Annotated in this window: 29 protein-coding genes; 12 read left to right on the forward strand and 17 right to left on the reverse strand. The window is 72.0% G+C overall.

Translation table 11 applies throughout. The features are described from left to right. Positions 1 to 90 precede the first annotated feature (90 nt). Positions 91 to 243 (forward strand): hypothetical protein, encoded by a 153-nt coding sequence (locus ABT360_RS15325; RefSeq protein WP_351815318.1) that lies wholly within the window; start codon positions 91 to 93, stop codon positions 241 to 243. Between the two features lie 86 nt (positions 244 to 329). On the opposite strand, the gene ABT360_RS15330 is transcribed toward ABT360_RS15325, so the two are convergent. The 3 genes from ABT360_RS15330 to ABT360_RS15340 form a co-directional block, all read right to left on the reverse strand. Then, the gene (locus ABT360_RS15330) at positions 330 to 935 is read right to left on the reverse strand and encodes a MarC family protein (protein WP_351815321.1); all 606 of its coding nucleotides are present in this window, start codon (positions 933 to 935) and stop codon (positions 330 to 332) included. A gap of 186 nt (positions 936 to 1,121) precedes the next feature. After that, complete coding sequence (locus ABT360_RS15335; RefSeq protein WP_351815324.1) at positions 1,122 to 1,988, reverse strand: PHP domain-containing protein; 867 nt, start codon at positions 1,986 to 1,988, stop codon at positions 1,122 to 1,124. A 77-nt stretch (positions 1,989 to 2,065) separates the two neighbouring features. After that, positions 2,066 to 2,704 (reverse strand): DUF6758 family protein, encoded by a 639-nt coding sequence (locus tag ABT360_RS15340; protein WP_351815327.1) that lies wholly within the window; start codon positions 2,702 to 2,704, stop codon positions 2,066 to 2,068. Between the two features lie 163 nt (positions 2,705 to 2,867). Here ABT360_RS15340 and ABT360_RS15345 point away from each other — a divergent pair, with 163 nt between their 5' ends. After that, positions 2,868 to 4,091: an MFS transporter gene (locus tag ABT360_RS15345; RefSeq protein WP_351815330.1), complete on the forward strand. Its 1,224-nt coding sequence runs from the start codon at positions 2,868 to 2,870 to the stop codon at positions 4,089 to 4,091. A gap of 6 nt (positions 4,092 to 4,097) precedes the next feature. Here the strand turns inward: ABT360_RS15345 and ABT360_RS15350 are convergent, their stop codons facing one another. Further along, the gene (locus ABT360_RS15350; RefSeq protein WP_351815332.1) at positions 4,098 to 4,688 is read right to left on the reverse strand and encodes a suppressor of fused domain protein; all 591 of its coding nucleotides are present in this window, start codon (positions 4,686 to 4,688) and stop codon (positions 4,098 to 4,100) included. Positions 4,689 to 5,162: 474 nt separating this feature from the next. Here ABT360_RS15350 and ABT360_RS15355 point away from each other — a divergent pair, with 474 nt between their 5' ends. Both ABT360_RS15355 and ABT360_RS15360 read left to right on the forward strand, forming a co-directional pair. After that, a complete protein-coding gene (locus ABT360_RS15355; protein WP_351815335.1) occupies positions 5,163 to 6,296 on the forward strand; it encodes a magnesium and cobalt transport protein CorA in 1,134 nt (377 codons plus the stop codon). Positions 6,297 to 6,310: 14 nt separating this feature from the next. Next, a complete protein-coding gene (locus ABT360_RS15360) occupies positions 6,311 to 6,817 on the forward strand; it encodes a hypothetical protein (protein ID WP_351815338.1) in 507 nt (168 codons plus the stop codon). A 248-nt stretch (positions 6,818 to 7,065) separates the two neighbouring features. On the opposite strand, the gene ABT360_RS15365 is transcribed toward ABT360_RS15360, so the two are convergent. Beyond that, entirely contained in the window at positions 7,066 to 7,845 is a 780-nt protein-coding gene (locus ABT360_RS15365) for a hypothetical protein (protein ID WP_351815340.1), read from the reverse strand. Between the two features lie 176 nt (positions 7,846 to 8,021). Between ABT360_RS15365 and ABT360_RS15370 the strand changes: the two genes are divergently transcribed. Genes ABT360_RS15370 through ABT360_RS15380 form a run of 3 tightly spaced genes read left to right on the forward strand, consistent with a single transcriptional unit; the run spans position 8,022 to position 11,015 of the window. Continuing rightward, entirely contained in the window at positions 8,022 to 9,302 is a 1,281-nt protein-coding gene (locus ABT360_RS15370; RefSeq protein ID WP_351815343.1) for a magnesium transporter MgtE N-terminal domain-containing protein, read from the forward strand. After that, entirely contained in the window at positions 9,292 to 9,837 is a 546-nt protein-coding gene (locus ABT360_RS15375; protein WP_351815346.1) for a DUF1003 domain-containing protein, read from the forward strand. Before ABT360_RS15370 ends, ABT360_RS15375 begins: the two co-directional genes overlap by 11 nt. A 44-nt stretch (positions 9,838 to 9,881) precedes the next feature. Continuing rightward, positions 9,882 to 11,015, forward strand: a complete 1,134-nt coding sequence (locus ABT360_RS15380; RefSeq protein WP_351815349.1) for an Mrp/NBP35 family ATP-binding protein — start codon at positions 9,882 to 9,884, stop codon at positions 11,013 to 11,015. A gap of 88 nt (positions 11,016 to 11,103) precedes the next feature. Here the strand turns inward: ABT360_RS15380 and ABT360_RS15385 are convergent, their stop codons facing one another. The 5 genes from ABT360_RS15385 to sigE form a co-directional block, all read right to left on the reverse strand. Beyond that, the gene (locus ABT360_RS15385) at positions 11,104 to 11,799 is read right to left on the reverse strand and encodes a hypothetical protein (RefSeq protein ID WP_351815352.1); all 696 of its coding nucleotides are present in this window, start codon (positions 11,797 to 11,799) and stop codon (positions 11,104 to 11,106) included. A 128-nt stretch (positions 11,800 to 11,927) separates the two neighbouring features. Continuing rightward, the gene (locus ABT360_RS15390) at positions 11,928 to 12,365 is read right to left on the reverse strand and encodes a sec-independent translocase (RefSeq protein WP_351815355.1); all 438 of its coding nucleotides are present in this window, start codon (positions 12,363 to 12,365) and stop codon (positions 11,928 to 11,930) included. A 141-nt stretch (positions 12,366 to 12,506) separates the two neighbouring features. Beyond that, positions 12,507 to 14,207: a S1C family serine protease gene (locus ABT360_RS15395; RefSeq protein ID WP_351815358.1), complete on the reverse strand. Its 1,701-nt coding sequence runs from the start codon at positions 14,205 to 14,207 to the stop codon at positions 12,507 to 12,509. Between the two features lie 93 nt (positions 14,208 to 14,300). Further along, positions 14,301 to 15,158, reverse strand: coding sequence for an anti-sigma factor family protein (locus tag ABT360_RS15400; RefSeq protein WP_351815361.1), 858 nt, complete (start codon positions 15,156 to 15,158; stop codon positions 14,301 to 14,303). Beyond that, on the reverse strand, positions 15,155 to 15,916 hold the full coding sequence (gene sigE, locus ABT360_RS15405; RefSeq protein WP_351815364.1) for an RNA polymerase sigma factor SigE: 762 nt from the start codon (positions 15,914 to 15,916) through the stop codon (positions 15,155 to 15,157). Before sigE ends, ABT360_RS15400 begins: the two co-directional genes overlap by 4 nt. A 144-nt stretch (positions 15,917 to 16,060) precedes the next feature. Here sigE and ABT360_RS15410 point away from each other — a divergent pair, with 144 nt between their 5' ends. After that, positions 16,061 to 16,726 carry an O-methyltransferase gene (locus ABT360_RS15410; RefSeq protein ID WP_084895721.1) on the forward strand — a complete coding sequence of 222 codons (666 nt, stop codon included), beginning with the start codon at positions 16,061 to 16,063 and terminating at the stop codon, positions 16,724 to 16,726. Positions 16,727 to 16,816: 90 nt separating this feature from the next. Here the strand turns inward: ABT360_RS15410 and ABT360_RS15415 are convergent, their stop codons facing one another. Beyond that, positions 16,817 to 16,984 (reverse strand): DUF3117 domain-containing protein, encoded by a 168-nt coding sequence (locus tag ABT360_RS15415; protein WP_003966491.1) that lies wholly within the window; start codon positions 16,982 to 16,984, stop codon positions 16,817 to 16,819. 313 nt (positions 16,985 to 17,297) lie between these two features. Between ABT360_RS15415 and ABT360_RS15420 the strand changes: the two genes are divergently transcribed. After that, the gene (locus tag ABT360_RS15420; RefSeq protein WP_351815368.1) at positions 17,298 to 18,080 is read left to right on the forward strand and encodes an enoyl-CoA hydratase/isomerase family protein; all 783 of its coding nucleotides are present in this window, start codon (positions 17,298 to 17,300) and stop codon (positions 18,078 to 18,080) included. A 466-nt stretch (positions 18,081 to 18,546) separates the two neighbouring features. On the opposite strand, the gene ABT360_RS15425 is transcribed toward ABT360_RS15420, so the two are convergent. Continuing rightward, positions 18,547 to 19,134, reverse strand: a complete 588-nt coding sequence (locus ABT360_RS15425; protein ID WP_351815371.1) for a DNA-3-methyladenine glycosylase I — start codon at positions 19,132 to 19,134, stop codon at positions 18,547 to 18,549. Then, on the reverse strand, positions 19,131 to 19,463 hold the full coding sequence (locus ABT360_RS15430) for a DivIVA domain-containing protein (protein WP_351815374.1): 333 nt from the start codon (positions 19,461 to 19,463) through the stop codon (positions 19,131 to 19,133). Before ABT360_RS15430 ends, ABT360_RS15425 begins: the two co-directional genes overlap by 4 nt. A 128-nt stretch (positions 19,464 to 19,591) precedes the next feature. On the opposite strand from ABT360_RS15430, the gene folP reads away from it, so the two are divergent. Beyond that, positions 19,592 to 20,452 carry a dihydropteroate synthase gene (gene folP / locus ABT360_RS15435; protein ID WP_351815377.1) on the forward strand — a complete coding sequence of 287 codons (861 nt, stop codon included), beginning with the start codon at positions 19,592 to 19,594 and terminating at the stop codon, positions 20,450 to 20,452. 9 nt (positions 20,453 to 20,461) lie between these two features. Here the strand turns inward: folP and ABT360_RS15440 are convergent, their stop codons facing one another. Both ABT360_RS15440 and dapE read right to left on the reverse strand, forming a co-directional pair. Continuing rightward, entirely contained in the window at positions 20,462 to 21,232 is a 771-nt protein-coding gene (locus ABT360_RS15440) for an LOG family protein (RefSeq protein WP_351815380.1), read from the reverse strand. A 77-nt stretch (positions 21,233 to 21,309) separates the two neighbouring features. After that, positions 21,310 to 22,389: a succinyl-diaminopimelate desuccinylase gene (gene dapE, locus ABT360_RS15445; protein WP_351815451.1), complete on the reverse strand. Its 1,080-nt coding sequence runs from the start codon at positions 22,387 to 22,389 to the stop codon at positions 21,310 to 21,312. 42 nt (positions 22,390 to 22,431) lie between these two features. Here dapE and ABT360_RS15450 point away from each other — a divergent pair, with 42 nt between their 5' ends. Together ABT360_RS15450 and ABT360_RS15455 are read left to right on the forward strand one after the other, a co-directional pair. Beyond that, positions 22,432 to 23,340, forward strand: a complete 909-nt coding sequence (locus tag ABT360_RS15450) for a hypothetical protein (protein WP_351815383.1) — start codon at positions 22,432 to 22,434, stop codon at positions 23,338 to 23,340. 609 nt (positions 23,341 to 23,949) lie between these two features. Further along, positions 23,950 to 24,378 carry an ATP-binding protein gene (locus ABT360_RS15455; protein WP_351815386.1) on the forward strand — a complete coding sequence of 143 codons (429 nt, stop codon included), beginning with the start codon at positions 23,950 to 23,952 and terminating at the stop codon, positions 24,376 to 24,378. Positions 24,379 to 24,434: 56 nt separating this feature from the next. Here ABT360_RS15455 and ABT360_RS15460 read toward each other — a convergent pair whose 3' ends face one another. After that, positions 24,435 to 25,532: a bifunctional succinyldiaminopimelate transaminase/glutamate-prephenate aminotransferase gene (locus ABT360_RS15460; protein ID WP_351815389.1), complete on the reverse strand. Its 1,098-nt coding sequence runs from the start codon at positions 25,530 to 25,532 to the stop codon at positions 24,435 to 24,437. A 78-nt stretch (positions 25,533 to 25,610) separates the two neighbouring features. Next, entirely contained in the window at positions 25,611 to 25,931 is a 321-nt protein-coding gene (gene fdxA, locus ABT360_RS15465) for a ferredoxin (RefSeq protein WP_031078476.1), read from the reverse strand. Between the last annotated feature and the right edge of the window lie 95 nt (positions 25,932 to 26,026).

Here is a 26,026-nt window from a genome sequence, read left to right on the forward strand (position 1 = left end):
GGGAATGTTTGCCCCCTACAAGCCGTTGGAACTCGTACGTGAACACAGTTCTCCTTCAGGAGGATCAACTCAGGACGAAGGGAGAAGCCCATGCGCTTCGAGATTCTGCGACTCGACGACGTCGACGGCACGCCCGTGGACACCACCGTCGTGGACGCCGCCTCCGTCAACCGGATCGTGCAGCAGGCCGCCTCGATCGGCCAGCGCATCTGGATCCGCCCGGCCGCGACCACGGCCTCATAGCAGGATCGACGCTCTGACACCGCGCCCCCGCGCGGACTCCGGCCGCTTCGAGGGAGCCGGAATCCGTACGGGGGCGCAGTGGTGTGTCAGGAACCCTGGATGACCTGGGTGACACCGTTGATGATCTGCTGCACCGCGATCGCCGACAGCATCATCCCGGCGAGCCGGGTCACCAGCACCACACCGCCGTCCTTGATGACCCTGATGATCAGCAGCGAATAGCGCATCGTCAGCCACAGCACGACATGCATGGCGACGATCGCCGCCCAGACGGAGATCTGCCCGCTGACGCCGTCCGCGTGCTGCACGGCGAGGATCACCGACACGATCGCGCCGGGACCGGCCAGCAGCGGCATGCCCAGCGGTACGAGGGCGACGTTGACGTCCTTCGTCTGCTTGGGCTCGTCGGTCTTGCCGGTCAGCAGGTCGAGCGCGATGAGCAGCAGGAGCAGCCCGCCCGCGATCATCAGTGCGGGCACGGAGACGTGCAGGTACGCCAGGATCTGCTGGCCGAGGATGCCGAAGACGGTGATCACGCCGAAGGCGACCGCGACGGCCTGCCAGGCCATCCGGCGCTGGACCTTGGTGGCCCGGCCGGAGGTCAGGGCCAGGAAGATCGGGGTGATCCCGGGGGGATCCATGATGACAAAAAGGGTGAGGAAGAGGGAGCCGAAGACGGCGACGTCGAACACGGTGAGCCTTGCGGGAGGAGGGTCGTACAGAGGAGTTCGGTGTGCGGATGGAGGGGGTCTCATGGACGGGATTCCGCCCATGAGGGGTCACGGAGGGCGTCCCGCCACGCGGGACAGGGCCCGGGCGGCGTCCGTCGGCGGGCACACCGCCCGCGCGGGGATCATGGACGCGATCCTCCCCCAGAGCTATGCCTGGGAGGGTCCCCCCGTGCCCGGCACCGGGAACGCGCCGGTCGCGCGGCGCGTGATCTCGCCGTAGATCTCGGGGTCGGTGGTGTGGTCGCCGAGGCGGCAGGTCTTGCGGGTGCCGTGGTAGTCGCTGGAACCGGTGGTCAGCAGGCCCAGTTCGGCGGCGAGCCCGCGCAGCCGGGCGCGCGTCGGCTCGTCGTGGTCCATGTGATCGATCTCGATGCCGTCCACGCCGTACGCGGCCAGGTCGGCGATGACCGACTCGGGCACCGTGCGGCCGCGCTTGGCGGCCCCGGGGTGCGCGAAGACGGTGACGCCGCCGGCCGCCTTGACGAGACGGATCGCCGTGAACGGGTCGAGCTCGTGCTTCTCGACGTACGCCCGGCCGCCGTCGGCGAGCCACTCGGGCGTGAAGGCGTCGGAGACGCTGGGCACGACGCCCAGTTCGACGAGGGCCTCGGCGATGTGCGGCCGGCCGACGGACCCGTCTCCTGCGATGGCGGCGACCCGCTCCCACATGAGGGGCACGCCCAGGTCCTGGAGCTTGCCGACCATGGCGCGGGCGCGCGGGACGCGGTCGTCTCGCACCAGCTCGCGCTCGCGGGCCAGCTCGGGCTCGTCCGGGTCGAAGAGGTACGCGAGCATGTGCATGCCGATGCCGTCGATCCGGCACGAGAGCTCGGCGCCCGTGACCAGCGTGAGGCCCTCGGGAAGCGCGGCCATCGCCTCGGCGTGGCCCCGCGTGGTGTCGTGGTCGGTCAGGGCGACGACGTCGAGCCCTGCCGCGGCGGCGCCGAGCACGAGCTCGGCGGGGGTGTCCGTGCCGTCGGAAGCCGTGGAGTGGGTGTGCAGGTCGATGCGCACGACGCGTGACTCCGGGGCTCGGGGACGGACGGGGGACGCTCAAAAGGATACCGGCGTTCCGCCCGGGCTCTCGCCCGTCAGTCCAGCAGCCTGGGACTCAGCGCGCCGCACGGGAGCAGCTCCACCTCGGATCCGGCCTCCCGCAGGTCCGTCAGGACGAGCTCGTCGTACATCAGCAGGCCCGACTTCTCGGGCCAGACGACGGCCCACAGCCACAGCCCCCGTGCCTCGCCGGCGAAGACCGCGCGGTCCTCCGGGGCGTCGCTGACGTGCCAGAGCGGGGTGGGGCGGCCGGCGGCGAGGACCTTGGCCTGCGGGCGGTTGCCGGTGCACATGTGCGGTCCCGGGTCGGGGCCGTCGATCCCGGCGTACCGCGCTCCCAGTCCGACGCCCAGCTCCTCGGCGACCAGCAGCAGCTCGCCCATGCCGCCGAGCGGGCCGGGGCCGGAGCAGGCGACGACGGTGGCGCGGCCGCCGCTGCGGTCGTCCCCCGCGTACGCGACACCGGTGAACAGCCAGCCCACCGGCAAGGGCCAGGGCATCCAGACGGGCACCTGTGCGCGGTGCGTGACCACGCCGAGCGCTTCGACACTGGGCGGGATCACGGGCTGCAGCGGGTGCACGGCGCCGTGCACGTCGCACTGCCACGAGTCGGAAAAGAGACCGGGCGCCCGGACCCGGCCTCCGCACTTCGGGCAACTGGGTTCGCCCCTCATAGGGTTCAACGGTCCTCCCCGGCCGTCGCCTCGTCAAGGACGATCACCCGTCCGGTGTGCCGCTTCCCCCACCCAATATAAATGCATCTTGCATCAATTAGCCCCTCTAACTTATTGTGTGTATGTGACAACTATCCATCCGGCAGTCCATCGGAGGAGAGGCATGCGGGAGAAGGATCCGTTCGACGAGGGGGCCGGCAGCATCCTGCGGCAGCCGAAGGCCGTCTGGGCCACGGCCGGCGCGTCCGTCGTCGCCTTCATGGGCATCGGGCTGGTCGACCCGATCCTGCCGTCCATCGCCCGGGGCCTGCACGCCACACCCAGCCAGGTGTCGCTGCTGTTCACCTCGTACTTCCTGATCACCGCCGTCGCCATGCTGGTCACCGGCTTCGTCTCCAGCCGCATCGGCGGCCGCAGGACGCTCCTCGCCGGGCTCGCGCTGGTGATCGTCTTCGCCGCCCTCTCCGGTACGTCGGGCTCGGTCGGCGAGCTGGTCGGCTTCCGGGCCGGCTGGGGACTCGGCAACGCGCTGTTCGTCTCCACCTCGCTGGCCGTCATCGTCGGCGCGGCGGCGGGCGGCAGCGCGGCCGCGGTCCTGCTGTACGAGTCGGCCCTCGGCCTCGGCATGGCCTGCGGGCCCCTGGTCGGAGCCGTCCTGGGCGACGCGAGCTGGCGCTACCCCTTCTTCGGCACGGCCGTGCTGATGGCCATCGGCTTCCTGTGCATCGCCGCGTTCCTGACGGAGCAGCCGAGGCCCGCCCGCAAGACGTCGCTGTCCGACCCGCTCAAGGCGCTCGGGCACGGCGGGCTGGCGTCCGCCGCCGCCTCCGCGTTCTTCTACAACTACGCCTTCTTCACGGTGCTCGCCTTCACGCCGTTCGTGCTGAACATGACGCCGTACAAGTCCGGCGCGGTGTTCTTCGCGTGGGGGGTGCTGCTCGCGGTCTTCTCCGTGCTGGTCGCGCCGCGCCTCCAGGAGCGGTTCGGGTCGCTGAGGGTGCTCGGCGGCTCGCTCCTGCTGCTCGCCGCCGACGTCGTCGTCCTCGGATACGGCGACCACACCACCGCGATCGTCTGCACCGTCCTGTCCGGTGCCTTCATCGGCGTGAACAACACCGTCTTCACCGAGCTGGCCCTCGGCGTGTCGGACGCCCCGCGGCCGGTGGCCAGCGCCGGCTACAACTTCGTGCGATGGTTCGCGGCCGCCGCCGCGCCCTGGCTCGCACCCAGGATCGAGGAGTGGAGCGACATCCACATGCCGTTCGTCGCGGCGGGCGTCGCGGCCGCGATCGGCGCCGGCATCGTGTGGGCGCGCCGCCGCGCACTCACCCACGAGGCCGAGGAACACCGCTCGCGACAGGCCCGGCCCGCCTTCGCGGCCAACTGACGGGAATCAGTCGAGAGTTACGGACCTGCGCAGCGGATCGCGCAGGTCCGTACCGGCCGTCAGCCACCGCTCCTGGAGTGCCTGCGCACCGTGCACGCGCTTCCACGCCGCCTCATTGGGCGTCATCGGCAGCAACGGCAGGAACCGCACCGGGTCCATCGGCGCGTCCAGCTCCAGGTCCTCGACGAGCCCGCCGGGCTCCGCGACGAGCACGGAGGTGAACGGCGCGCCGGGCCACAGGGGTTCGCCGGTGTCCAGGGACGCGCCCGGGGCGACGACCACTCCCTCGACCTGCGGCGAAGCGGCTAGGACCGCGAGCGGGCGCAGCACCTTGTCCGTGTCGGCGAGCCCCGCCCGTACGGACAGCAGGAGCTCCGCGCGCGGGCCCTTGACCGGGTCGGCGAGTGCCTCGGTCGGGTCGGTCATCGGCTGCGCCGACATGCCGAGAGTGGCGTATCTCACCAGGCCGAGCGCGGTGTCCGGGAAGCGGAGGACCTCGATGCGATCGGTCCCCAGGAACGTCACCGCGGCACGCGCGTCCGGTTCACCGAGGGCGGTACGCAGCCGTGCCTCGACCAGAGCAAGAACTTCTCCCATGCGGGGAGCATAGAGCGCATATGGAAGGGGCAAAGTAAGGGATTGACCCTCAGTCGGCTGATAGTCTTGGCCGCCTGCTAGTCGGGGCAGCACGCCGGGGGCACCTCCCAGCGGTAGCCGGGGGAGTCGCTTTCCAGCCCCGACAACACGTCATCCCTCAAGGGGGACCGGCCGGAGGAGGTGGGGCTGCGGTGGATCGAAGTCGACCGTGCAGTACCAACCGCTCTTCCGCCCGCGGCTTTTCTCTGTGACCTGAGAGGCATCTCACCTGCCTGCTCCCGCTCGTCCTCATGGAGCGTGAGTGTGAGGTCATGGCTATTCGCACGACGGAAGAGCACACCGTTTTGCCTGTCTGTAGCGAACGCCGTCACCGCGATCCCGCGGTGCCGCCCGCTTTGCGGACGTAAGGAACGCCACGTCCTCATTCCGGGCTGTGCCACGCCCCGCGACGGCCTCTCCGTGAAGGAGCCAGCCATGTCGATGATCCGTGACCTGCGCGCAGCGGTCCGCCCGTCCCTGCGCAAGAGCAGTGCCCCCTACAACACGTACAACTCCTACGACGCGACCCGTGACCCGTCGACGTCCACCGCGGTCGTCGACTGCGCCGTGTACCGCGACGGCCGCCGGGTGAAGGACGACGCGACCGACGCCTGCCTCACGCCGCGCGAGGCCATGCGGCAGGTGCGCGAGAGCGGCGGTTTCGCGTGGATCGGGCTGCACGAGCCGACGGAAGCCGAATTCGCCGGAATCGCGGCGGAGTTCGGACTGCACCCGCTGGCCGTCGAGGACGCGGTCCACGCCCACCAGCGGCCCAAGCTGGAGCGGTACGACGACACGCTGTTCACCGTCTTCAAGACGATCCACTACGTGGAGCACGCCGAGCTCACGGCGACCAGCGAGGTCGTGGAGACCGGTGAGGTGATGTGCTTCACCGGCCGGGACTTCGTGATCACCGTTCGGCACGGCGGGCAGGGCTCGCTGCGCAACCTGCGGCACCGGATGGAGGGCGAGCCGGAGCTGCTGGAGAAGGGGCCGTCGGCGGTGCTGCACGCCATCGCCGACCACGTGGTGGACGGCTACATCGCGGTCGCGGACGCGGTGCAGATCGACATCGACCAGATCGAGATCGACGTCTTCTCGCCCCCCGCGAAGGGCTCCACGCGCGGCGCCGACACGGGACGGATCTACCAGCTCAAGCGTGAGGTGCTGGAGTTCAAGCGGGCGGTGTCGCCGCTGCTGCGGCCGATGCAGCTGCTGAGCGAGCGGCCCATGCGGCTGGTGGACCCCGACATCCAGAAGTACTTCCGGGACGTCGCCGACCACCTGGCGCGGGTCCAGGAGCAGGTCATCTCCTACGACGAGCTGCTGAACTCGATCCTCCAGGCCAACCTGGCGCAGGCGACGGTCGCGCAGAACGAGGACATGCGCAAGATCACGTCGTGGGCGGCGATCATCGCCGTACCGACGGCGGTGTGCGGCGTGTACGGCATGAACTTCGACTACATGCCGGAGCTTCGGTGGAAGTTCGGCTATCCGCTGGTCCTGGTGGGGATCTCGGTGATCTGTTTCGCCATCCACCGCACCCTGAAGCGCAACGGATGGCTGTAGCTAAGCTGCGAGTCATGACAGACGCACTGCTCGACCAGGCCCTCGTCGAGGAGGCCACCAAGAAGTCCGGCCTCATCTGGGTACGGGGCGAGGGCCCGGCCCGCGCGCTGTGGCACGTGTGGGTCGACGGCGCGGCGCACGTCGTCGGCGACGGGCCGGGCGAGCAGCCGCTGCCGGGGCTCGCGGACGGCTCCGCCGCCGAGGTGACGGTGCGCAGCAAGGACAAGGGCGGCCGCGTGGTCGCCTGGACGGCCACCGTGACCGAGCTGGCCCCGGGTTCGGAGCCGTGGGAAGCGGCCGTCGCGGAGCTGAAGGGCAAGCGGCTGAACGCCCCGGACGCGGAGACGATGACCGACCGCTGGGCGCGCGAGTGCCGGGTGCTGCGGCTCACCCCGCAGGGCGCGACGACCGCCCACCCGGACGGCTCCCTGGCGGCGCCCCCGCTCCCCACCCCGGCCACCACCCGCCACCCGATCCCGGCGGCGCTGCCCCGCCTCCTGCTGAAGCGCCGCAAGCGCTGACCGCCGCGTCGCGAGCCCGGAGCCGTCCCGGCCCCTGCTCACCGGCACCAGCCACCCGCACAGCCACCGGCCACCCGCACCGGCCACCGACCACCCGCACCGGCCACCGGCCACCGGCCACCGACCCGGCTACCGGCCCGGCCGGAACGGAAAACGGGCGGCCGCCCGCGACGGGGGGCTGCGGCGCCCGCCCGGGGCGGAGCCGGGCGTCGGCGCCGGGGCACAGCCGTCCCGCGAGCGGGGGCGCGTCAGTCGCTGGTGCGGGGGAGCTGACGGCCGTAGTCGAGGGTCTCGTCCTTGGACGGGGGCGTCAGCGGGAACGTCTTGTTCCAGTCCGACAGGACCACCACACCCGCGCCGCCTCCGCGGGCGAACTGGAGCGGATAGGGCGTGCCCTCCAGGGAGACGTCGAGGGTGCCGCCCTCGCCCTTGGGGCCGCCCGCGACCTTGATGGTGCGGATGCCGCCGATCTTGGAGCGGTCGCCCTTGACGACGTCGCCGTGCAGCTCCAGCAACCCGTTGAGCAGGACGTTCATCTCCGTGAAGCCGCGCAGCTGCTTGTAGGAGGGGTCGTCCTCGGGCACCTTCACGTATTTGTCGTCGAGCTTGTCCGCCGCCCCCGTGCCGGAGTCGTCCCGCGCCTCGCCCTCCGCGCTCGTCGCGCTCGCCCAGAAGTCCGCGTCGGCCTTCAGGTAGAGCGCGTCGCCGACCCGCAGCAGTTCGAAGGTGGACGTCTTGGTGACGACCGAGCCGGCCGCGCCGGTCCGGTTCAGCCGCATGTTGAGCTCGTACGTGCCGCCCTTGCTGACCAGCGTCCCCGACAGGCGTACGGCCTGGGCCCCACCCGCCGCCGCGCGCGCCTTCGACTCGATCGCGGTGGCGGACAGCTTGCCCACCCCGTTGGTACCGGCGTCCGGATCGGGGGGCGGTTCCTCTCCACAGGCGGTGAGCACCGCGGTCAGTCCCGCGCACAACGCGACGGGGAGGGCGGCCCGGCGGGCGCGCGAAGCCGGGGCGAGAAAGGTCACCAGCGCACTGCCTCTCATCAAACCGTGGGGGGTTGGCAGACCGCAGCGTACCCGTGCCGTATACGACCCTCGGCAGAGAGCCGTACGGACGCCCTGCCTGGGCGACCCGCACCAGGACGGGCTAGCCTGAATCGGCACAAAGCATGTGGATTCCGGCAGGCGAGGAGGTGTGCGGCATGGCGGCAGGCGCTTCCCGGATCTTCGTCTCGCACCTCGCCGGCATCCCCGTCTTCGACCCGAACGGCGACCAGGTCGGCCGGGTGCGCGACCTGGTCGCCATGCTGCGCGTCGGCCGCCGCCCGCCTCGCCTCCTCGGCCTGGTCGTGGAGGTGATCGGGCGCCGCCGGATCTTCCTGCCCATGACCCGGGTCACCGGCGTCGAGTCCGGCCAGGTGATCACCACCGGCGTGCTCAACGTACGCCGCTTCGAGCAGCGCCCCACCGAGCGCCTGGTCCTCGGCGAACTGCTCGACCGCCGGGTCCGGCTCGTCGAGGACGGCTCCGAGGTGACCGTCCTCGACGTCGCCATCCAGCAGCTCCCGGCCCGCCGCGACTGGGAGATCGACAAGGTCTTCGTGCGCCGGGGCGGCGGCGGGGCGCTGCGCCGCAAGGGCGAGACGCTGACCGTCGAGTGGTCGGCGGTGACCGGTTTCTCGCTGGAGGAGGTGGGGCAGGGCGCCGAGAGCCTGGTCGCCACCTTCGAGCGGATGCGCGCGGCCGACCTCGCCAACGTCCTGCACCACCTGACCCCCAAGCGCCGCGCCGAGGTCGCCGCCGCTCTCGACGACGACCGGCTCGCCGACGTCCTGGAGGAGTTGCCCGAGGACGACCAGGTCGAGATCCTCGGCAAGCTCAAGGAGGAGCGGGCCGCCGACGTCCTGGAGGCCATGGACCCGGACGACGCCGCCGACCTGCTGTCCGAGCTGCCCGAGGAGGACAAGGAGCGGCTGCTGACGCTGATGCGGCCGGACGACGCCGCCGACGTACGCCGGCTGATGTCGTACGAGGAGCGCACGGCGGGCGGTCTGATGACCACGGAGCCGATCGTGCTGCGCCCCGATGCGACGGTCGCCGACGCGCTGGCGCGAGTACGTCAGCAGGACCTGTCGCCGGCCCTCGCCGCCCAGGTGTACGTGTGCCGGGCGCCCGACGAGACCCCGACCGGCAAGTACCTGGGGACCGTGCACTTCCAGCGGCTGCTGCGCGACCCGCCCTTCACGCTGGTCTCGGCGATCGCGGACACCGACCTGGCGCCGCTCACCCCGGACACCCCACTGCCCTCGGTGACCAGCTACCTCGCCGCGTACAACCTGGTCGCCGCCCCGGTCGTGGACGAGAGCGGGTCACTGCTCGGCGCGGTCACCGTCGACGACGTACTCGACCACCTGCTGCCCGAGGACTGGCGGGAGACGGAGTTCGAGCCGGAGGGCGAGAGCGAGGCCGCGCATGGCGCATGAGCGTCCCGGCGAGCCGCCCGCCCCCCGCATCCGGCTGGACCAGCCACGGATCCGGCGGCCCAAGCTGTTGCCGGCGTACGACCCCGAGGCGTTCGGCCGGCTCTCGGAGCGGGTCGCCCGTTTCATCGGCACCGGGCGGTTCCTGGTCTGGATGACGGTGATCGTCATCGTCTGGGTGGTGTGGAACATCTCGGCACCCGGGCACCTCCGCTGGGACGAGTACCCCTTCATCTTCCTGACGCTGGCCCTGTCGCTCCAGGCCTCCTACGCGGCTCCGCTGATCCTGCTGGCCCAGAACCGGCAGGCCGACCGGGACCGGGTCAACCTGGAGCAGGACCGCAAGCAGAACGAGCGCTCCATCGCCGACACCGAGTACCTGACCAGGGAGATCGCCGCGCTGCGGATGGGCCTCGGCGAGGTCGCCACCCGCGACTGGATCCGCTCCGAGCTGGAGGACCTGGTCAGGGAGCTCGACGAGCGGCGGGATCTATTCCCGCCGGGGGGATCCCACAGGAGTGACGAAGCCGACCGCTGACAGGGCTTTCCGGGCCCCGGGTCCGGCGCCGTACCATCTCCAATATGGTTACGGAAGACGCGGTGCGCGAAGCACTGGCGACGGTGAACGACCCCGAGATCAACCGACCGATCACTGAGCTCGGCATGGTCAAGTCGGTGGAGGTCGGTGCGGACGGGGCGGTCGCCGTCACCGTCTACCTCACCGTCTCCGGCTGCCCCATGCGCGAGACGATCATCACGCGGGTGAGCGAGGCCGTCTCCCGTGTGGAGGGCGTCACCGGCGTCGACGTGACGCTCGACGTGATGAGCGACGAGCAGCGCAAGGAGTTGGCCGCCGCGCTGCGCGGCACCACCGCCGAGCGCGAGGTGCCGTTCGCCAAGCCCGGCTCGTTGACCCGGGTGTACGCCGTGGCCTCCGGCAAGGGCGGCGTCGGCAAGTCGTCCGTGACCGTGAACCTGGCGGCGGCGATGGCCGCCGACGGGCTGAAGGTCGGTGTCGTGGACGCCGACATCTACGGTCACAGCGTGCCCCGCATGCTGGGCGCGGACGGCCGCCCCACCCAGGTCGAGAACATGATCATGCCGCCGTCGGCGAACGGCGTGAAGGTCATCTCCATCGGTATGTTCACCCCGGGCAACGCTCCGGTGGTCTGGCGCGGCCCGATGCTGCACCGCGCGCTCCAGCAGTTCCTCGCGGACGTGTACTGGGGCGACCTGGACGTGCTGCTGATGGACCTGCCGCCGGGCACCGGTGACATCGCGATCTCCGTCGCGCAGCTGGTGCCGAACGCCGAGATCCTGGTCGTCACCACGCCGCAGCAGGCCGCCGCCGAGGTCGCCGAGCGGGCCGGCTCGATCGCCGTACAGACCCACCAGAAGATCGTGGGCGTCGTCGAGAACATGTCGGGCCTGCCCTGCCCGCACTGTGACGAGATGGTCGACGTCTTCGGCACGGGCGGCGGCCAGCAGGTCGCCGACGGCCTGACGAAGACCACCGGCGCCACGGTTCCGGTGCTGGGCTCCATCCCGATCGACGTACGGCTGCGCGAGGGCGGCGACGAGGGCAAGCCGGTCGTCCTGACCGATCCCGACTCACCGGCGGGCGCGGCACTGCGCTCCATCGCGGGCAAGCTGGGCGGCCGTCAGCGCGGCCTGTCGGGCATGTCGCTGGGGATCACCCCGCGCAACAAGTTCTGATCACGACGTTCTGATCACGACGTTCTGATCACGCCGGAAGGGGCGCCGCTCGCCGAGCGGTGCCCCTTCCCGCGTTCTCCGTGCCCGGCTACGCGTACGCGGTGATGTCCTGCACCACGGCGAACCCCAGGCCGTACGCGCTCATCCCCCGTCCGTACGCACCCAGATGGACCCCGCTGCGTGTCGTCCCGGCCAGCACCCAGCCGAACTCGGACTCGCGGTAGTGGAACGGCGTCGGGACGCCGTCGACCGGCAGCGAGAGCGTCGACCACTCCGGGCCGTTCAGGTCGTCGGCGAGCTCGAAGGCGGCCTCGGTCTGCTGGTCCAGCCAGTCGTCCCGCAGTGAGTGGTCCAGCTGGGGCGGCCAGGTGTACGCGAGGAGCCCCGAACCGGCCAGCCAGGCGGCGGACGACACGCTGGTGGCGTCCAGCACCCCCGTACCGTCACCGCTGCGGCGCACGGGGCTCGCCGCGACCGTCACGACGGCTGCGAACCGCTCCTTCTCCGCCCCGGCCGCTTCGAGCCGGTCCGGCCGTATCGACGGCTCGTCACCGTGGCCGATCGAGCCGTGCTGCACCGTGCCGTCGGCGGACGTGCCGACCTGCATCAGCCAGCGCGGCCCGGTGAAGGCCTCGTCCAGCCCGTACCAGGGGAACGACGCACGCAGATAGCCGTCGACCGTACGCCGGGCTGCGGGCACCCCCTCGGGCGTCCCGGTCGCCTCGGACGTCGACGTGGTGCCGGGTGCGGCACCCTGCGCCCCTACTCGACTCGTCGTCTCCATCTGCCCGGCCGCCTCCTCGATCAATCGAGTCCGGTACGGCGCGCCCCACGGGCGGTCTCGCAACCGGACAGATGGAGAGGATAGCCACCCTGCGGGAGGTCTTTCCGGAAGAGCGGCGCGGGAGGGGCTCAGGTGGCGTCGGCGTCGAACGGCGGGCGCTCGCCGTGGCCGGGCCCGTCGCCCTTCTTCAGCAGGTCCGTGCCGCCGTGCGCGCCGTTGACCACGGCCGGGACCGACGCGTCCGGCTCATGGCCGTTGACGGCGTCGGCGACGTCGTTGATCTCCTTCTTGAGATCGAAGCTGCTGCGGAGCTCCTTCAGGTCCTCGTTCTCCGTCAGCTGCTTGCGGATGAACGTCTTGGGGTTCAGGTCCTCGAATTCGAAGTCCTTGAACTCCGGGCCGAGTTCGCTGCGGATGTCCTGCTTCGCGTTCTCCGAGAAGTCACGGATCTTGCGGATGAAGCCGGAGACGTCCTGGATGACCTTCGGCAGCTTGTCCGGGCCGAAGACGAGCACGGCAAGGACCACGAGCGCCACCAGCTCGAGTGCGCCTATGTCGTTGAACACCTTGCTGCTCCTTCACAGGTCCGGTCCGTGGTCCGTGGTCCGTCGGTCCGTCCGGTCCGTCCGGTCAGGGCCCGGGGCCCGTAACACGGTACCTGGCCGGGCTGGCCGGGCGGTACCTCGTGGTGACCTCCCGGTGGATGTTCAGCCACCGGCGGAGGAACCGAGCGTCAGCGTCTTGGTCTGCTCCTTGCCGCCGCGCTCCAGGGTCAGCCGGAGCCGGTCGCCGGGGCGGTGGGCGCGGATCTTGACGATCAGCTCCTCGCCGCTGTGCACCCGCTGGCCGTCCACCTTGGTGATGACGTCGCCGGGCCGGATGCCCGCCTTGGCGGCCGGGCCGCCCGGCGTGACGGAGGCGCCGCCGTCCTGGGCCTTCTCGCCGACCCTGGCGCCGTCACCGGTGTACTTCATGTCGAGGCTGACGCCGATGACGGGGTGGCTCGCCTTGCCGGTGTTGATGAGCTCCTCGGCGACGCGCTTTCCCTGGTTGACGGGGATGGCGAAGCCGAGCCCTATCGACCCGGCCTGGCCGCCGTCGGGTCCGGAGCCGCTGTCGGCGGCACGGATGGCGCTGTTGATACCGATGACCCGCGCCTTGGCGTCGAGCAGCGGACCACCCGAGTTGCCGGGGTTTATCGGCGCGTCGGTCTGGAGGGCGTCGACATAGCTGATGTCGCTGCCGTCGCCCTTCTCGCCGCCCGCGGTGATGGGCCGCTCCTTGGCGCTGATGATGCCGGAGGTCACGGTGTTCTGGAGGTCGAAGGGGGCGCCGATCGCGACGACCGGGTCACCGACGCGGACGTTGTCGGAGTTGCCCAGCGGCAGCGGCTTGAGGTTGGAGACGCCCTTCACCTGGACGACCGCGAGGTCGTACCCGCTGTCCTTGCCCACGAGCTCGGCCACGGCCGTCTCGCCGCCGCTGAAGGTGACGGTGATGTCGCCGGAGGGGCCGGCCGGGTCGACGACATGGTGGTTGGTGAGGATGTGCCCCTGCTCGTCGAGGACGAAGCCGGTGCCGGTGCCCTGTTCGCCGCCGCCGCTGACGTGGAGGGTGACGACGCCGGGCAGGGCGCTGGCCGCGATACCGGCGACGCTGTCGGGGGCCCGGCCGCCGTCCTCACGGCCGGCCTGCGGAAGCTCGAGGGTGGTGATGCCGCCGTGCCGCTCGATGTACGCGCCGACGCCGCCGCCCAGTACGCCGGTGAGCCCGGCGAACAGCAGCGCGGCGACCACGGCGAGACCGCGGCGCCGCCCCTTGCGCGGTGCGTGCGGTACGGGGCCGCCGGGGTGGAGGAGCGGCTGCTGCGGCCCGCCACCGGGTGTGCTCCAGGGGTCGTACTGCAACCACTGCGTCGGCTGGGGCACCGGATGGGCCTGTTGCGGCTGCGGCTGCGGCGGGGCGGGGGGCTGGGGGTGCTGCTGCGGTGGACCCGGTTGCGGTGTGCCCGTCGGCGGCGCGCTCGGCGGCTGCGGCGTGCCGTACGCGGGCGGGACGGAGGTCCCGTGCGCGGGGGTCGCCATGGGCCGCTGTACGGGCGGTGCGGGCGCCCAGGGGCCGGGTTCGCCGTAGGGCGGGGTGCTGTACTCGTCCGGCTGGTGCAACGGCTGCGGGCGCGCCGCCGCCACCGCCGTCCGCTCCCCGGCCGCTGCGGTGGCCGGAGACGGTGCGGCGGCCTGCACGGCGGTCTCCGCTGCGGTGGCCGGAGAGGAGACCGGCTCCTCGGCCGGGGCGGGCGGGGGCGTCTGCTGGGCGCCCTCGGGGCTGCCCGGCTCCGCTACCGCGTGCTGCCGCGTCGGGCGGCTCCACCACTTCGGCTTCGACTCCGTGGGCTTCCCGTCGTCCATGTTCTCCCCGCTGCGTGCCCGTTCCGCGCCCCCGCGGGACGCCCCTGCGGGGGATTCAACCAGGTCCGGCGGTCCCCGCGCAGGGGGCGCCGGTCAGCGGCCCGCGGGGAGCGGCAGCGAGCTGGGTGACGGGGTGGCCGTCGGAGTGGGCCGGGTGGCGGTGGCGAGGTGCGGTGCCAGCGCCGTGGGACGTATCAGCGGTGCGGGTGCCGTGGTGTTCAGCGCGCTCACCGTGCCCAGCGGCGAAGCCGACAGAAAGGGATGGACTCCCGGTCGCTGCACCGCCTGCAGCGGCACGGCGGACAGGGGCGCGGCGGACAGGGGCGCGGCCGGCCGGTCCGTCGCCTTGGCCGGCTCGTACCCGCCGCCGCGGCGGCGGCTGTTCTCGCCGGTGCCCGTGCCGGTGCCCTGCGTCTGGCCGGGCGACGACCGCAACGGCGTGACGCTGTTGCCCGTGCCGTCGCCCCGTGCGTCCACCGTGGCGACCGTCGGCAGCGCACCGCCCAGGGCGATCGCCGCGAACGACACCGCGCTGGCGGCCGCGAACGCGAACCTCCGGCCGCGCCACGAGGAACGCTCCGCCTCCTGGCGGCCCACCTCGTGGATACGGAAACCCGCATCCGCTCCCCCGGCGTAGCCGAAGGGGCCCGGTCTCACACCGAAGGCGCCGTCGCGGCCGAAGGGCCCGCCCCGGTCGTCGTCACCGCCCGGAGCACCCCCGGGCAGCCCCTGGAGGCGTGCGAGCAGCCCCTCGGAGGGCGGCGGCGGGGCGGCCTGGGCGAAGACGCTCTTCAGCCGGCGCTGCGCGTCGGCCTCGGCCTTGCACTTGGGGCAGGTCGCCAGGTGGGCGAGGACCCGCTCGCGGGCGTCATGACCGAGCTCGCCGTCGACGAGCGCGGCGAGGCGGTCCCCCAGATGCTGTTCCGCGGGGGTCGGACTTGTGCCACTCACGCGGGTCCGCCCTCCCCGCCCACGGCCACGAAGGTGCGCTGCTCGGCCCGGGCCTCGGGCGACCGGTGCTTGAGGGCCTTGCGCAGGTGGGAGCGGCCACGATGGATACGGCTGCGGACGGTGCCGAGCTTGACCCCGAGGGTCGCGGCGATCTCCTCGTACGACAGCCCTTCGATGTCGCACAGGACCACCGCCGCGCGGAACTCGGGCGCGAGGGTGTCGAGGGCCTGCTGAACGTCGGCGTCGAAGTGCGTGTCGTGGAAGACCTGCTGGGGCGACGGCTCGCGGCTGGGCAGCCGCTCCGCCGCGTCGTCGCCGAGCGCGTCGAACCGGATGCGCTGCTTGCGGCGCACCATGTCCAGGAAGAGGTTGGTGGTGATGCGGTGCAGCCAGCCCTCGAAGGTCCCGGGCGTGTACGTGGACAGCGAGCGGAAGACCCGGACGAAGACTTCCTGGGTGAGGTCCTCGGCGTCGTGCTGATTGCCGGTCAGGCGGTACGCGAGGCGGTAGACCCGGCCACTGTGCGTGCTGACGATCTCCTCCCACGAGGGCGGAGTCCACGCCTGCGATTCCGCATCCGAGGCGAAGGTCGCGGTGGTGGGTGCGAAGTCGGCGGGCATGGAACGGTCAGCGGTGTCGGTCACGGATTTCGGCTCACCCGCCGACCTGAGAAAGCGCCGCAGCACTCCTCCCCGATCCACAGGCGCAGCCGCACCTCCCCTATCGGCTCTGGTGGTGTCCAGTGGAGCCCCTACCATAGCCACCTCGCCCGTTAGCTCCGGATAAGAATCTTTGCGTGAATTTGGGACCGTCTTCGGCTCTTGATCCATGTGCTCCCCCTGCCCCTCCATAACGCGCGGTCCCATCTGCGGGTTCCCGGGCCCGAACGGCTACAGTCACCGTTGCGCCAACTACGGGGACAGGAGAGGGTCATTACCGCCAACCGGCAGACGAGCTGGGCGTTCGCCGACGCCTTTGTCGCCGAGGACGAAGCGCTGCGCTGGGCCCGTGACCGGGCACGGGACGCGGGGCTGCCCTCGGTGTCGCCAGGCACCGGCGCCGCGCTGCGTCTGCTCGCGGCCACGGCGGACGCCAAGGCCGTGGCGGAGATCGGCACCGGGACCGGGGTGTCCGGGATCTACCTGCTGGAGGGCATGCGTCCCGACGGCGTCCTGACCACGGTGGACCCCGAGCCGGAGCGCCAGCAGTTCGCCAAGCAGGCGTTCCGGGCGGCCGGCTTCGCCGGGAACCGGGCCCGTTTCATCCCCGGCCGCGCCCTCGACGTACTCCCCCGGCTCGCGGACGGCGGCTATGACCTCGTCTTCTGCGACGGCGACCGCACGGAGTGCCTGGACTATCTCGCTGAATCGTTGCGCCTGCTGCGACCGGGTGGCCTGGTCTGTTTCGAGGGCGTCTTCGCGGACGGCCGCACGGTGGATTCGGCGGCCCAGCCGGCCGAGGTGCTCAGGCTGCGGGAACTGCTGCGGGCGGTACGGGAGAGCCAGGAGCTGCTGCCGTCGCTGCTGCCGGTGGGCGACGGGCTGCTGTGCGCGGTGCGCCGGGGCTGAGCGGCGCACTCACCCGTATACGAAAGCCCCGGCCCGGTCGCGTCACCGCGTACCGTGCCGGGGCTCTCGGAAAACAGGGAGCGTTCCGCGTCAGCCCACGACCTTCTTGAGTGCGTCGCCGAGCGCGTCGGCCTCGTCCGGAGTCAGCTCGACGACAAGCCGACCGCCGCCTTCGAGCGGAACGCGCATGACGATGCCCCGCCCCTCCTTGGTCACCTCGAGCGGGCCGTCGCCCGTCCGCGGCTTCATGGCCGCCATGCTCGTTCCCCTTCCTGAAACCAGCTCATCGTCGCCGACGGCCCTCTGGCATGGGCACGCATCACCGGCATCGAACACATTGCTTCCAGGTCATTATCCCGCATGGCAGGACCCGATGACCAACATCAGTAGGCATCGCTTGCGCAACGCGCTCTCGCAAAACCGTCCAATTCGGCGATACGCCTGCGATACTTCGCCGCCGCGCACGGCGGCGGGGCCTGACTTTCTTTGACGCAGGTCACATGTCCGGGCGCGATGATCTCCGCCATGCTGGGCGGGACATCACCGCCGTAGCCGCAAAGGGGACCCTGCCATGGCCGACACCGTGCTGTACGAGGTGAGCGACGGACTCGCCACGATCACGCTCAACCGGCCCGACGCCATGAACGCGATGAACGCGCAGGCGAAGACCGCCCTCCGGGACTCGCTGCTCGCCGCGGCGGAGGACACGGCCGTACGGGCGGTCCTGCTGACCGCGACGGGCCGGGCGTTCTGCGTGGGGCAGGACCTCAAGGAGCACGTCGCGCTGATCGGCACCGAACACACGATGAGCACCGTGCGGGAGCACTACAACCCGATCGTCCGGGCGATCGCCGGTATGCCGAAGCCCGTGGTCGCCGGGGTGAACGGGATCGCGGCCGGGGCGGGCTTCGGCTTCGCGCTGGCGGCCGACTACCGGGTCGTGGCCGACACGGCGTCCTTCAACACCTCCTTCGCCGGGGTGGCGCTGACCGCCGACTCGGGCGTCTCGTGGACGCTGCCCCGCGTGGTGGGTCCCGGCCGGGCGGCGGACCTGCTGTTCTTCCCGCGCTCGATCACGGCACAGGAGGCGTACGAGCTGGGCATCGCGACCAGGCTGGTCCCGGCGGCGGACCTGGCGGCCGAGGCGGCCTCCGTGGCCCGCAGCCTCGCGGAGGGGCCGACCCTGGCGTACGCGGCGCTGAAGAGGTCCCTGGCGTACGGGGCGTCCCACACGCTGGACGAGGCGCTGGACAAGGAGGACGAGCTCCAGACGCTGGCGGGCGCGTCCGAGGACCACGCCATCGCGGTCCAGGCCTTCCTGGCCAAGGAGAAGCCCAAGTACCTGGGCCGCTGAGCCCTCCGGCGGGGTGCCAGGTGGAGGAGGGCCGATCGCGCGACCGCGGCGGGGCCGTCTCCGGGGCAGGCGCCTGAGCCGTGGCCGCGCCTCGGCCCGCGGGTGCCCTTCCTCGACTACGGCGAGGAGGGCCGTGCAGGGTCGTCCCCGCAGAGGCCGGCGGCCTGGAAACGGCTCCCCTGCCCGGGTCTGGGGCCGCCGGCCGCGTGGGGGTGCCCCCTCTGGGGGAGAGTCGAGCCCGGGGGGCCCCGACCAGGCCACCGGGCCCAGCCACCCGCCCCGCCCCGGGCGGAACCGGGAACAGGCACCGCCCCGCCCCGTTGTGCCCACCCTCCCCCAAGCTCTCGGCTTCGCTCGAGCAGGGGGCACCCCCATCGCCCTGCGGGACGGGTGGGCACAACCGGGGGAGACGCTCCCGCCGGGAGGGGCCCACAGCGGGAGAAAGCCCTCCCGCGGGGGCCCCGGGTCAGGCCCCGCCGCCGCGGGCCGCGCAGCCGGCGAGGTGGTCGTCGACCAGGCCGCAGGCCTGCATCAGGGCGTACGCCGTCGTCGGGCCGATGAAGCGGAGGCCCGCCTTCTTGAGCGTCTTGGACAGGGCCGTCGACTCGGGCGTCACCGCCGGGACGTCGGCGACGGTGCGGGGGGCCGGGCGGGAGGCGGGGTCCGGGGCGTAGGACCAGATCAGGGCGTCCAGCTCACCGGGCGCCCAGCCGGCCAGGACGCGCGCGTTGGCGATGGACGCGTCGATCTTGGCGCGGTTGCGGATGATCCCGGTGTCGGCCAGGAGCCGGCCCTTGTCGGCGTCGGTGAACTCCGCGACCGCGGCGATCTTGAATCCGGCGAACGCCCGGCGGAAGCCCTCCCGGCGGCGGAGGATCGTGATCCAGGACAGGCCCGACTGGAAGGCCTCCAGGCAGAGCCGCTCGAACAGGGCGTCGTCGCCGTGGACGGGGCGGCCCCACTCCTCGTCGTGGTACCGGACGTAGTCCTCGGTGGACAGGCCCCACGGGCAGCGCAGCCTCCCGTCCGGGCCGGGCAGGGCCTCACCGGTCACTGGCCCCGCTCCTCGCCGGGCGCCTCCCCGGCCGCGGGGGGCCGGCCCGACGCCTCCGCACGGGCTCCCGCCAGCGCGGCCTCCAGCTCGGCGATCCGCGCGTCCCGCTCGGCCAGCTCGGCGCCGAGCCTGTCCAGCACGTCGTCGACCTCCGCCATGCGGTAGCCGCGAGGCGCCAGCGGCAGCCGCAGCGCGTCGATGTCGGCGCGGTCGACGGGCCGGGTCAGCGGCAGCTGGTCCACCGTGTGCTCGGGCGCCGCTTCGGGAAGCACGTCGCTCTCCCCACCGCCGATCACGGCGAGAGTGACCGCGGCAACGACCACCACCATCGCTACAGCCAAGAACCAGAACACGAGCGTGCCTCTCCACCGGGAGCGAAAACGTATCGCTGCCGATCGTGCCATGCGCCACCGACGGTTAAGGTCGCAGGCGACCGAACGCGAGGAGGAGACACGGGATGCTGCGCTTGGGACGGCGTGAATTCGAGGCGCACGAGCCGGTGATCATGGCCATCGTGAACCGGACCCCGGACTCCTTCTACGACCAGGGCGCCACGTTCCGCGACGAGCCGGCGCTCGCCCGCGTCGAGCAGGCGGTGTCCGAGGGTGCTGCGATCATCGACATCGGTGGAGTGAAGGCCGGTCCCGGGGACGAGGTGACGGCCGAGGAGGAGGCGCGTCGCACGGTCGGTTTCGTGGCCGAGGTGCGCCGGCGGTTCCCCGAGGTGGTGATCAGCGTCGACACCTGGCGGCACGACGTCGGCGAGGCGGTGTGCGAGGCGGGCGCCGACCTGCTGAACGACGCGTGGGGCGGGGTGGACCCGAGGCTCGCGGAGGTCGCCGCGCGGCACGGCGCGGGTCTGGTGTGCACGCACGCGGGCGGCGCCGAGCCGCGCACCCGGCCGCACCGGACCACGTACGACGACGTGATGGCGGACATCCTGCGGGTGACCGTGGGGCTGGCGGAACGCGCCGTGGAGCTGGGCGTACGCCGCGACGGCATCATGATCGACCCCGGTCACGACTTCGGGAAGAACACCCGGCACAGCCTGGAGGCGACCCGCCGGCTGGGCGAGATGACGGACACGGGCTGGCCGGTGCTGGTGTCGCTGTCCAACAAGGACTTCGTCGGCGAGACGCTCGACAAGCCGGTCAAGGAGCGGGTGCTGGGCACGCTCGCGACGACGGCCGTCTCGGCGTGGCTGGGCGCCCAGGTCTACCGCGTCCACGAGGTCGCGGAGACCAAGCAGGTACTGGACATGGTGGCCTCCATCGCGGGGCACCGCCCCCCGGCGGTCGCCCGCCGGGGGTTGGCCTAGGGCCTCTCGTCAGGGGCGGCCGGGCCCGGTCTCCTTGGTGACCAGGGCGACCGCCTCGTCGACGTCGTCCGTGACGTGGAAGAGCATCAGGTCGTGCTCGGAGGCCTTGCCCTGGGCGATGACCGTGCCGCGGAGCCAGTCGACCAGGCCGGACCAGTACTCCGTACCGAACAGCACGATCGGGAAGCGGGTCACCTTCCGCGTCTGGACCAGGGTGAGCGCCTCGAAGAGCTCGTCCAGGGTGCCGAGCCCGCCCGGCAGGACGACGAAGCCCTGGGCGTACTTCACGAACATCGTCTTCCGCACGAAGAAGTAGCGGAAGTTGACGCCGATGTCGACGTGCGGGTTCAGCCCCTGCTCGAAGGGCAGCTCGATGCCGAGGCCCACGGAGACCCCCTTCGCCTCCCGTGCGCCCTTGTTCGCCGCCTCCATGGCGCCCGGGCCGCCGCCCGTGATCACCGCGAAGCCCGCCTCGACCAGCGCCCGGCCGATCCGGACGCCCGCCTCGTACTCCGGCGTGCCCACCGGGGTGCGGGCCGAGCCGAAGACGCTGATCGCGCTGGGCAGTTCGGCCAGCGCGCCGAAGCCCTCCACGAACTCCGACTGGATGCGCATGACGCGCCACGGGTCGGTGTGGACCCACTCGGAGTCGCCCGCGGTGTCCAGCAGCCGCTGATCGGTGGTGCCGGGCTGAACCTGCTCCCGACGGCGCAGTACCGGCCCCAGCCGCTGCTCGGCCAGCGCTCGCAGTCCTTCGGCCTCGGCCTCGGGGTTGCCCATGATCCGCTCCCTCCGCTGAACATCGTTTCCCGCTCAGGGTAGGGCGACGGACGTGACAAAAGGCGAAATTACGGAGGTCAGGCAGTGAGCCAGTCGTACAGTCGCCGTTCACAGTGCGTGATCTTGTCGACGGCGACGTGCTCGTCCCGCTTGTGCGCGAAGAGCGCGTCACCGGGGCCGTAGTTGACGGCGGGCACGCCCAGCGCGCTGAACCGGGACACGTCCGTCCAGCCGAACTTGGGCTGAGCGGTGCCGCCGACCGCCGCCATGAAGGCCGCGGCGGCCGGGTGCGACAGCCCCGGCAGGGCGCCGCCCGTGTGGTCGTCCACCACGAACTCGTCGACGCCGCAGTCCGCGAACACCTCACGCACGTGGGCCTCGGCCTCCTCCATGGAGCGGTCCGGCGCGTAGCGGTAGTTGACGATCACGGTGCACTCGTCGGGGATGACGTTGGTGGCGACCCCGCCCTCGATCCCGACGGCGTTGAGACCCTCGTGGTACTCCAGGCCGTCGATCACCGGGCGACGCGGTTCGTACGCGGCCAGCTTCGCCAGGATCGGGGCGGCGGCGTGGATGGCGTTGGACCCCATCCAGCTGCGCGCGGAGTGGGCCCGCTCGCCCTTGGTGCGGAGGTGGACCCGCAGCGTGCCCTGGCAGCCGCCCTCCACCTGGCCGTCGGACGGCTCCAGCAGGACGGCGAAGTCGCCCTCCAGCCATTCCGGGTGTGCGGCGGCCACATGCCCGAGGCCGTTGAGGTGGGCGGCGACCTCTTCGTTGTCGTAGAAGACGAAGGTGAGGTCGCGGTTGGGCTCGGGGACGGTCGCGGCGATGCGCAGCTGGACGGCGACGCCGGACTTCATGTCCGAGGTGCCGCAGCCCCACAGGATCCCGTTCTCGTCGAGCCGGGAGGGGACGTTGTCGGCGATCGGCACGGTGTCGATGTGCCCGGCCAGGACGACCCGCTCGGCCCGGTCCAGGTTCGTCCGGGCGACGACGTTGTTGCCGTACCGGTCGACCGTCAGGTGCGGAAGCGTGCGCAGCGCCTGCTCGATCGCGTCGGCGAGGGGCTTCTCCGTGCCGCTGACCGAGGGGAAGTCGACGAGCGCGGCGGTGAGTGCAGGGCCGTCCTGGGTGAGGTCCAGCATGGTGGCAGGCATGGTCTCGGACATGGTGCCGAGCCTATCCCGGCCTCCAGTACGGTGGGCTCCGTGTCCGAGTCCACCCGCCCCCGCCGACCTCGCCCTCCGAGAATCGCCGTCGCGCTCGCCGTGCTGCTGGCGGTGATCGCGTACGTGGTCGTGCAGTACGTGACAGGCGGCAAAGACGCCCCGCACTGCGTCGTGGGCAGCGGGAGCAACACCTACCGGTTCACGCCCGAGCAGGCCTCCAACGCCGCGACGATCTCCGCCGTCGGAACGTCGCGCGGAATGCCCGAGCGCGCGGTCACCATCGCGCTGGCGACCGCTCTCCAGGAGTCCGCCCTGCGCAACATCCGGTACGGCGACCGCGACTCCCTCGGCCTGTTCCAGCAGCGCCCCTCGCAGGGGTGGGGCACCGAGAAGCAGATCCTCGACCCGGTCTTCTCGGCCGGGAAGTTCTACGACCACCTCGCCAAGGTCCCCGGCTACTCACGGCTCCCGCTGACCGTCGCCGCGCAGCGCGTGCAGCGCAGCGGTTTCCCGCAGGCGTACGCGAAGCACGAGCCGGACGCCTCGCTGCTCGCCGCCGCGCTCACGGGGCGGGCGCCCGCGTCCCTGACGTGCACGTCCGGCAGCGGGCCGGTGAAGGCCGGCGACCCGGCGAGGGTACGGGCGGAGCTGAAGCGGGCGTTCGGCGACCTGCCCCCGGGCGGGGCGGCGCCCGGCATCTCCGTACCGGTCCGGAGCGTGACCGCCGGTTCGGGTCCCGAGGGCGCGACGCCCGGCGACGGGTCGCGCGGCGGCTGGGAGCTGGCGCAGTGGGCGGTGGCCCAGGCGGACGCCCTCGGACTGGCGGAGGTCTCGTACGCGGGCCGCGTCTGGAGCGCGGAGGAGTCGGAGGACGGCTGGCGCCCTGCCCCGGACGACGCCGCGCCCATGGACGAGGTCCGCATCCGCGTCGCGAAGTAGCACCCCCGCCTCACGCACGGCGGGGCACCGCGCCCGTGGTCGTGCCGGTGCCCGTGGCCGTGCCCGTGCCGGTGCCCGTGCCGTGCCGGTGGCCCTGGCCGTGCCCGTGCCGGTGCCCGAGGTCGTGCCCCGGTGACGCCCCGGGGCCGACGCGGGACCCCGCCCGGCGCGCGCGCAGCGGGGTCGTGGGTGGGGGCGTGGCCCCTCGGGGGCGACCCTGCACGGCCCCGCCCGGCCGTCCGGCGTCTGCGGGGGACACCGCAACGGGTGCGGCCCGCACCGCATGCGCGGGTGCTGGTGCTCGAAATGCGGCCGGGCGCGCGTGCGGGAATTCACTCGGCCGAGGCACTCGGCATTGCGTCGGCGGCCGGATTTCCCTCAACTCGCCACTCGGCTCCAATTCCCTTGTCAGCACAGGGAAGTGACGGTTCTTCGCCCGCTGGGAACTCTGCTCGTTTGCCCGGATTTAGGCGGAGCCGATAATGCGACGCATTACCAACTCTTTACCTCGGGCCACCGCAACCTTCCCCGCCCTCCGAGCGGTTGTCACAGCGTCCGATCGTCGGACAGGCACCACAGTCAAACGACCTCTCCCGTCGAAGGAGCATCATGTCCCTCCCCCTGACCCGTCGGATCGCCCGTGCCGCGCTGCTGATCGCAGCGGGCGCAGCTCCCGTGGTCGGTGCGGCCGGCTCCGCAAGCGCCGTGGACCTTCCCAACGCCCCCCAGCTGGGCGGCGTGAGCAGCCTCGACACCGCCTCGGCGACCGACACCGCCAGCGGCGCCTCCAAGAGCACGACCGGCATGGTCGGCGAGGCCGGCGGCCAGGCGGTCGAGCAGGCGGTTCCCGCCACGGGCGAGACCGTCGCCAAGACGGGCGAGACCACCACCCCCGCGGCCCAGAAGGCCGCCGGTGACGCGGCCGGCAGCGCCGGTGACATCGTCGGCGGGGCCGCGGGCGCCGCGCCCACCGACGCGCTCGGCGGCGGCGTGCCGGCTCAGCTGCCGGTGAAGACCCTGCCGGCGCCCGGCAAGTAGAACCGCATGCGAAGGGCCCGGGGAGTCACCCACTCTCCCCGGGCCCTTCGCGTGTCTCAGCCCAGCCGCTTGACCGCGGCCTCGACCCGCTCGTCCGTGGCCGTGAACGCCACGCGCACGAACCGCTCCCCCGCCGCGCCGTAGAAGTCACCTGGCGCGACCAGGATCCCGAGGGACGCCAGGTACGCCACCGTGTCCCAGCACGCCTCGTCGCGGGTCGCCCACAGATACAGGCTCGCCTCGCTGTGCTCGATCCGGAAGCCGTGCGTCTCCAGGGCCGTGCGCAGCGCCGTGCGCCGTGCCGCGTACCGGGCGCGCTGCTCGGCCACATGTGCGTCGTCGCCGAGCGCGGCGACCGTGGCCGCCTGCACCGGGGCGGGCGTCATCATTCCGCCGTGCTTGCGGATCTGGAGCAGCTCGCCGAGGACGGCCGCGTCGCCCGCGATGAACGCGGCGCGGTACCCGGCCAGGTTCGAGCGCTTGGACAGCGAGTGGACGGCGACGATGCCCTCGTACGAACCGCCGCACACGTCCGGGTGCAGTACGGAGACGGGGTCGGCCTCCCAGCCGAGCTCCAGGTAGCACTCGTCGCTGAAGACGAGGATGCCGTGCTCGCGCGCCCAGGCGACGATCCGGATCAGCTCGTCCTTGGGGATGACCTTGCCGGTCGGGTTGGACGGCGAGTTCAGCCACAGCAGCTTCAGCCCGGCCGGGTCGAGCTCCGTGGGGTCGTCGTAGACGACCGGCGTCGCGCCGCACAGCCGCGCGCCGACCTCGTACGTCGGGTAGGCCAGCCGCGGGTAGGCCACCGTGTCCCCGGCGCCCAGGCCGAGCTGGGTCGGCAGCCAGGCCACGAGCTCCTTGGAGCCGACGACCGGCAGGACATTGGTGTGGGCGAAGCCGCGTGCGCCGAGGCGCCGCTCGCACCAGCCGGTGAGCGCGTCACGCAGCTCGGGGGTCCCCCACACCGTCGGATAGCCCGGCGAGTCCGCCGCGGCCGTCAGTGCCCGCCGGATCACCTCGGGGACGGGGTCCACGGGCGTCCCGACGGAAAGGTCCACGATGCCGTCCGGGTGGGCCATGGCCGTCTTCTTGTACGGCTCGAGCCTGTCCCACGGGAAGACGGGGAGGCGTGAGGAGACGGGGGAGGACACGGTGCTCGCTTTCTTACTGAGGGGCGTACGCGTCGGTCCCGTACAGCGGCGGGGCCGTACGGGACCGAGAGTGCGCGATCAGCCGTTCTGCGGCGGCAGGGCGGCGATGAAGGGGTGGTCGCGCTCGATCAGGCCCAGCTTCGAGGCACCACCGGGCGAACCGAGGTCGTCGAAGAACTCGACGTTCGCCTTGTAGTAGTCCTTCCACTCCTCCGGAGTGTCGTCCTCGTAGAAGATCGCCTCGACCGGGCAGACCGGCTCACAAGCACCGCAGTCGACGCATTCGTCCGGGTGGATGTACAAGGACCGCTGGCCCTCGTAGATGCAGTCGACGGGGCACTCCTCGATGCACGCCTTGTCCTTGACGTCGACACAAGGCTGCGCGATGACGTAGGTCACGCTGGTCGTTCCTCCTCGGTAGGGCTGTTTGCGCGGGAGCGCGGCGTCGTCGATGCCCGCACCTAGTATCTCCGTTCTCGGGACGGAACCGAACA

The sequence above is a fragment of the Streptomyces sp. NPDC000229 genome (assembly GCF_040300825.1).
GTDB lineage: Bacteria > Actinomycetota > Actinomycetes > Streptomycetales > Streptomycetaceae > Streptomyces.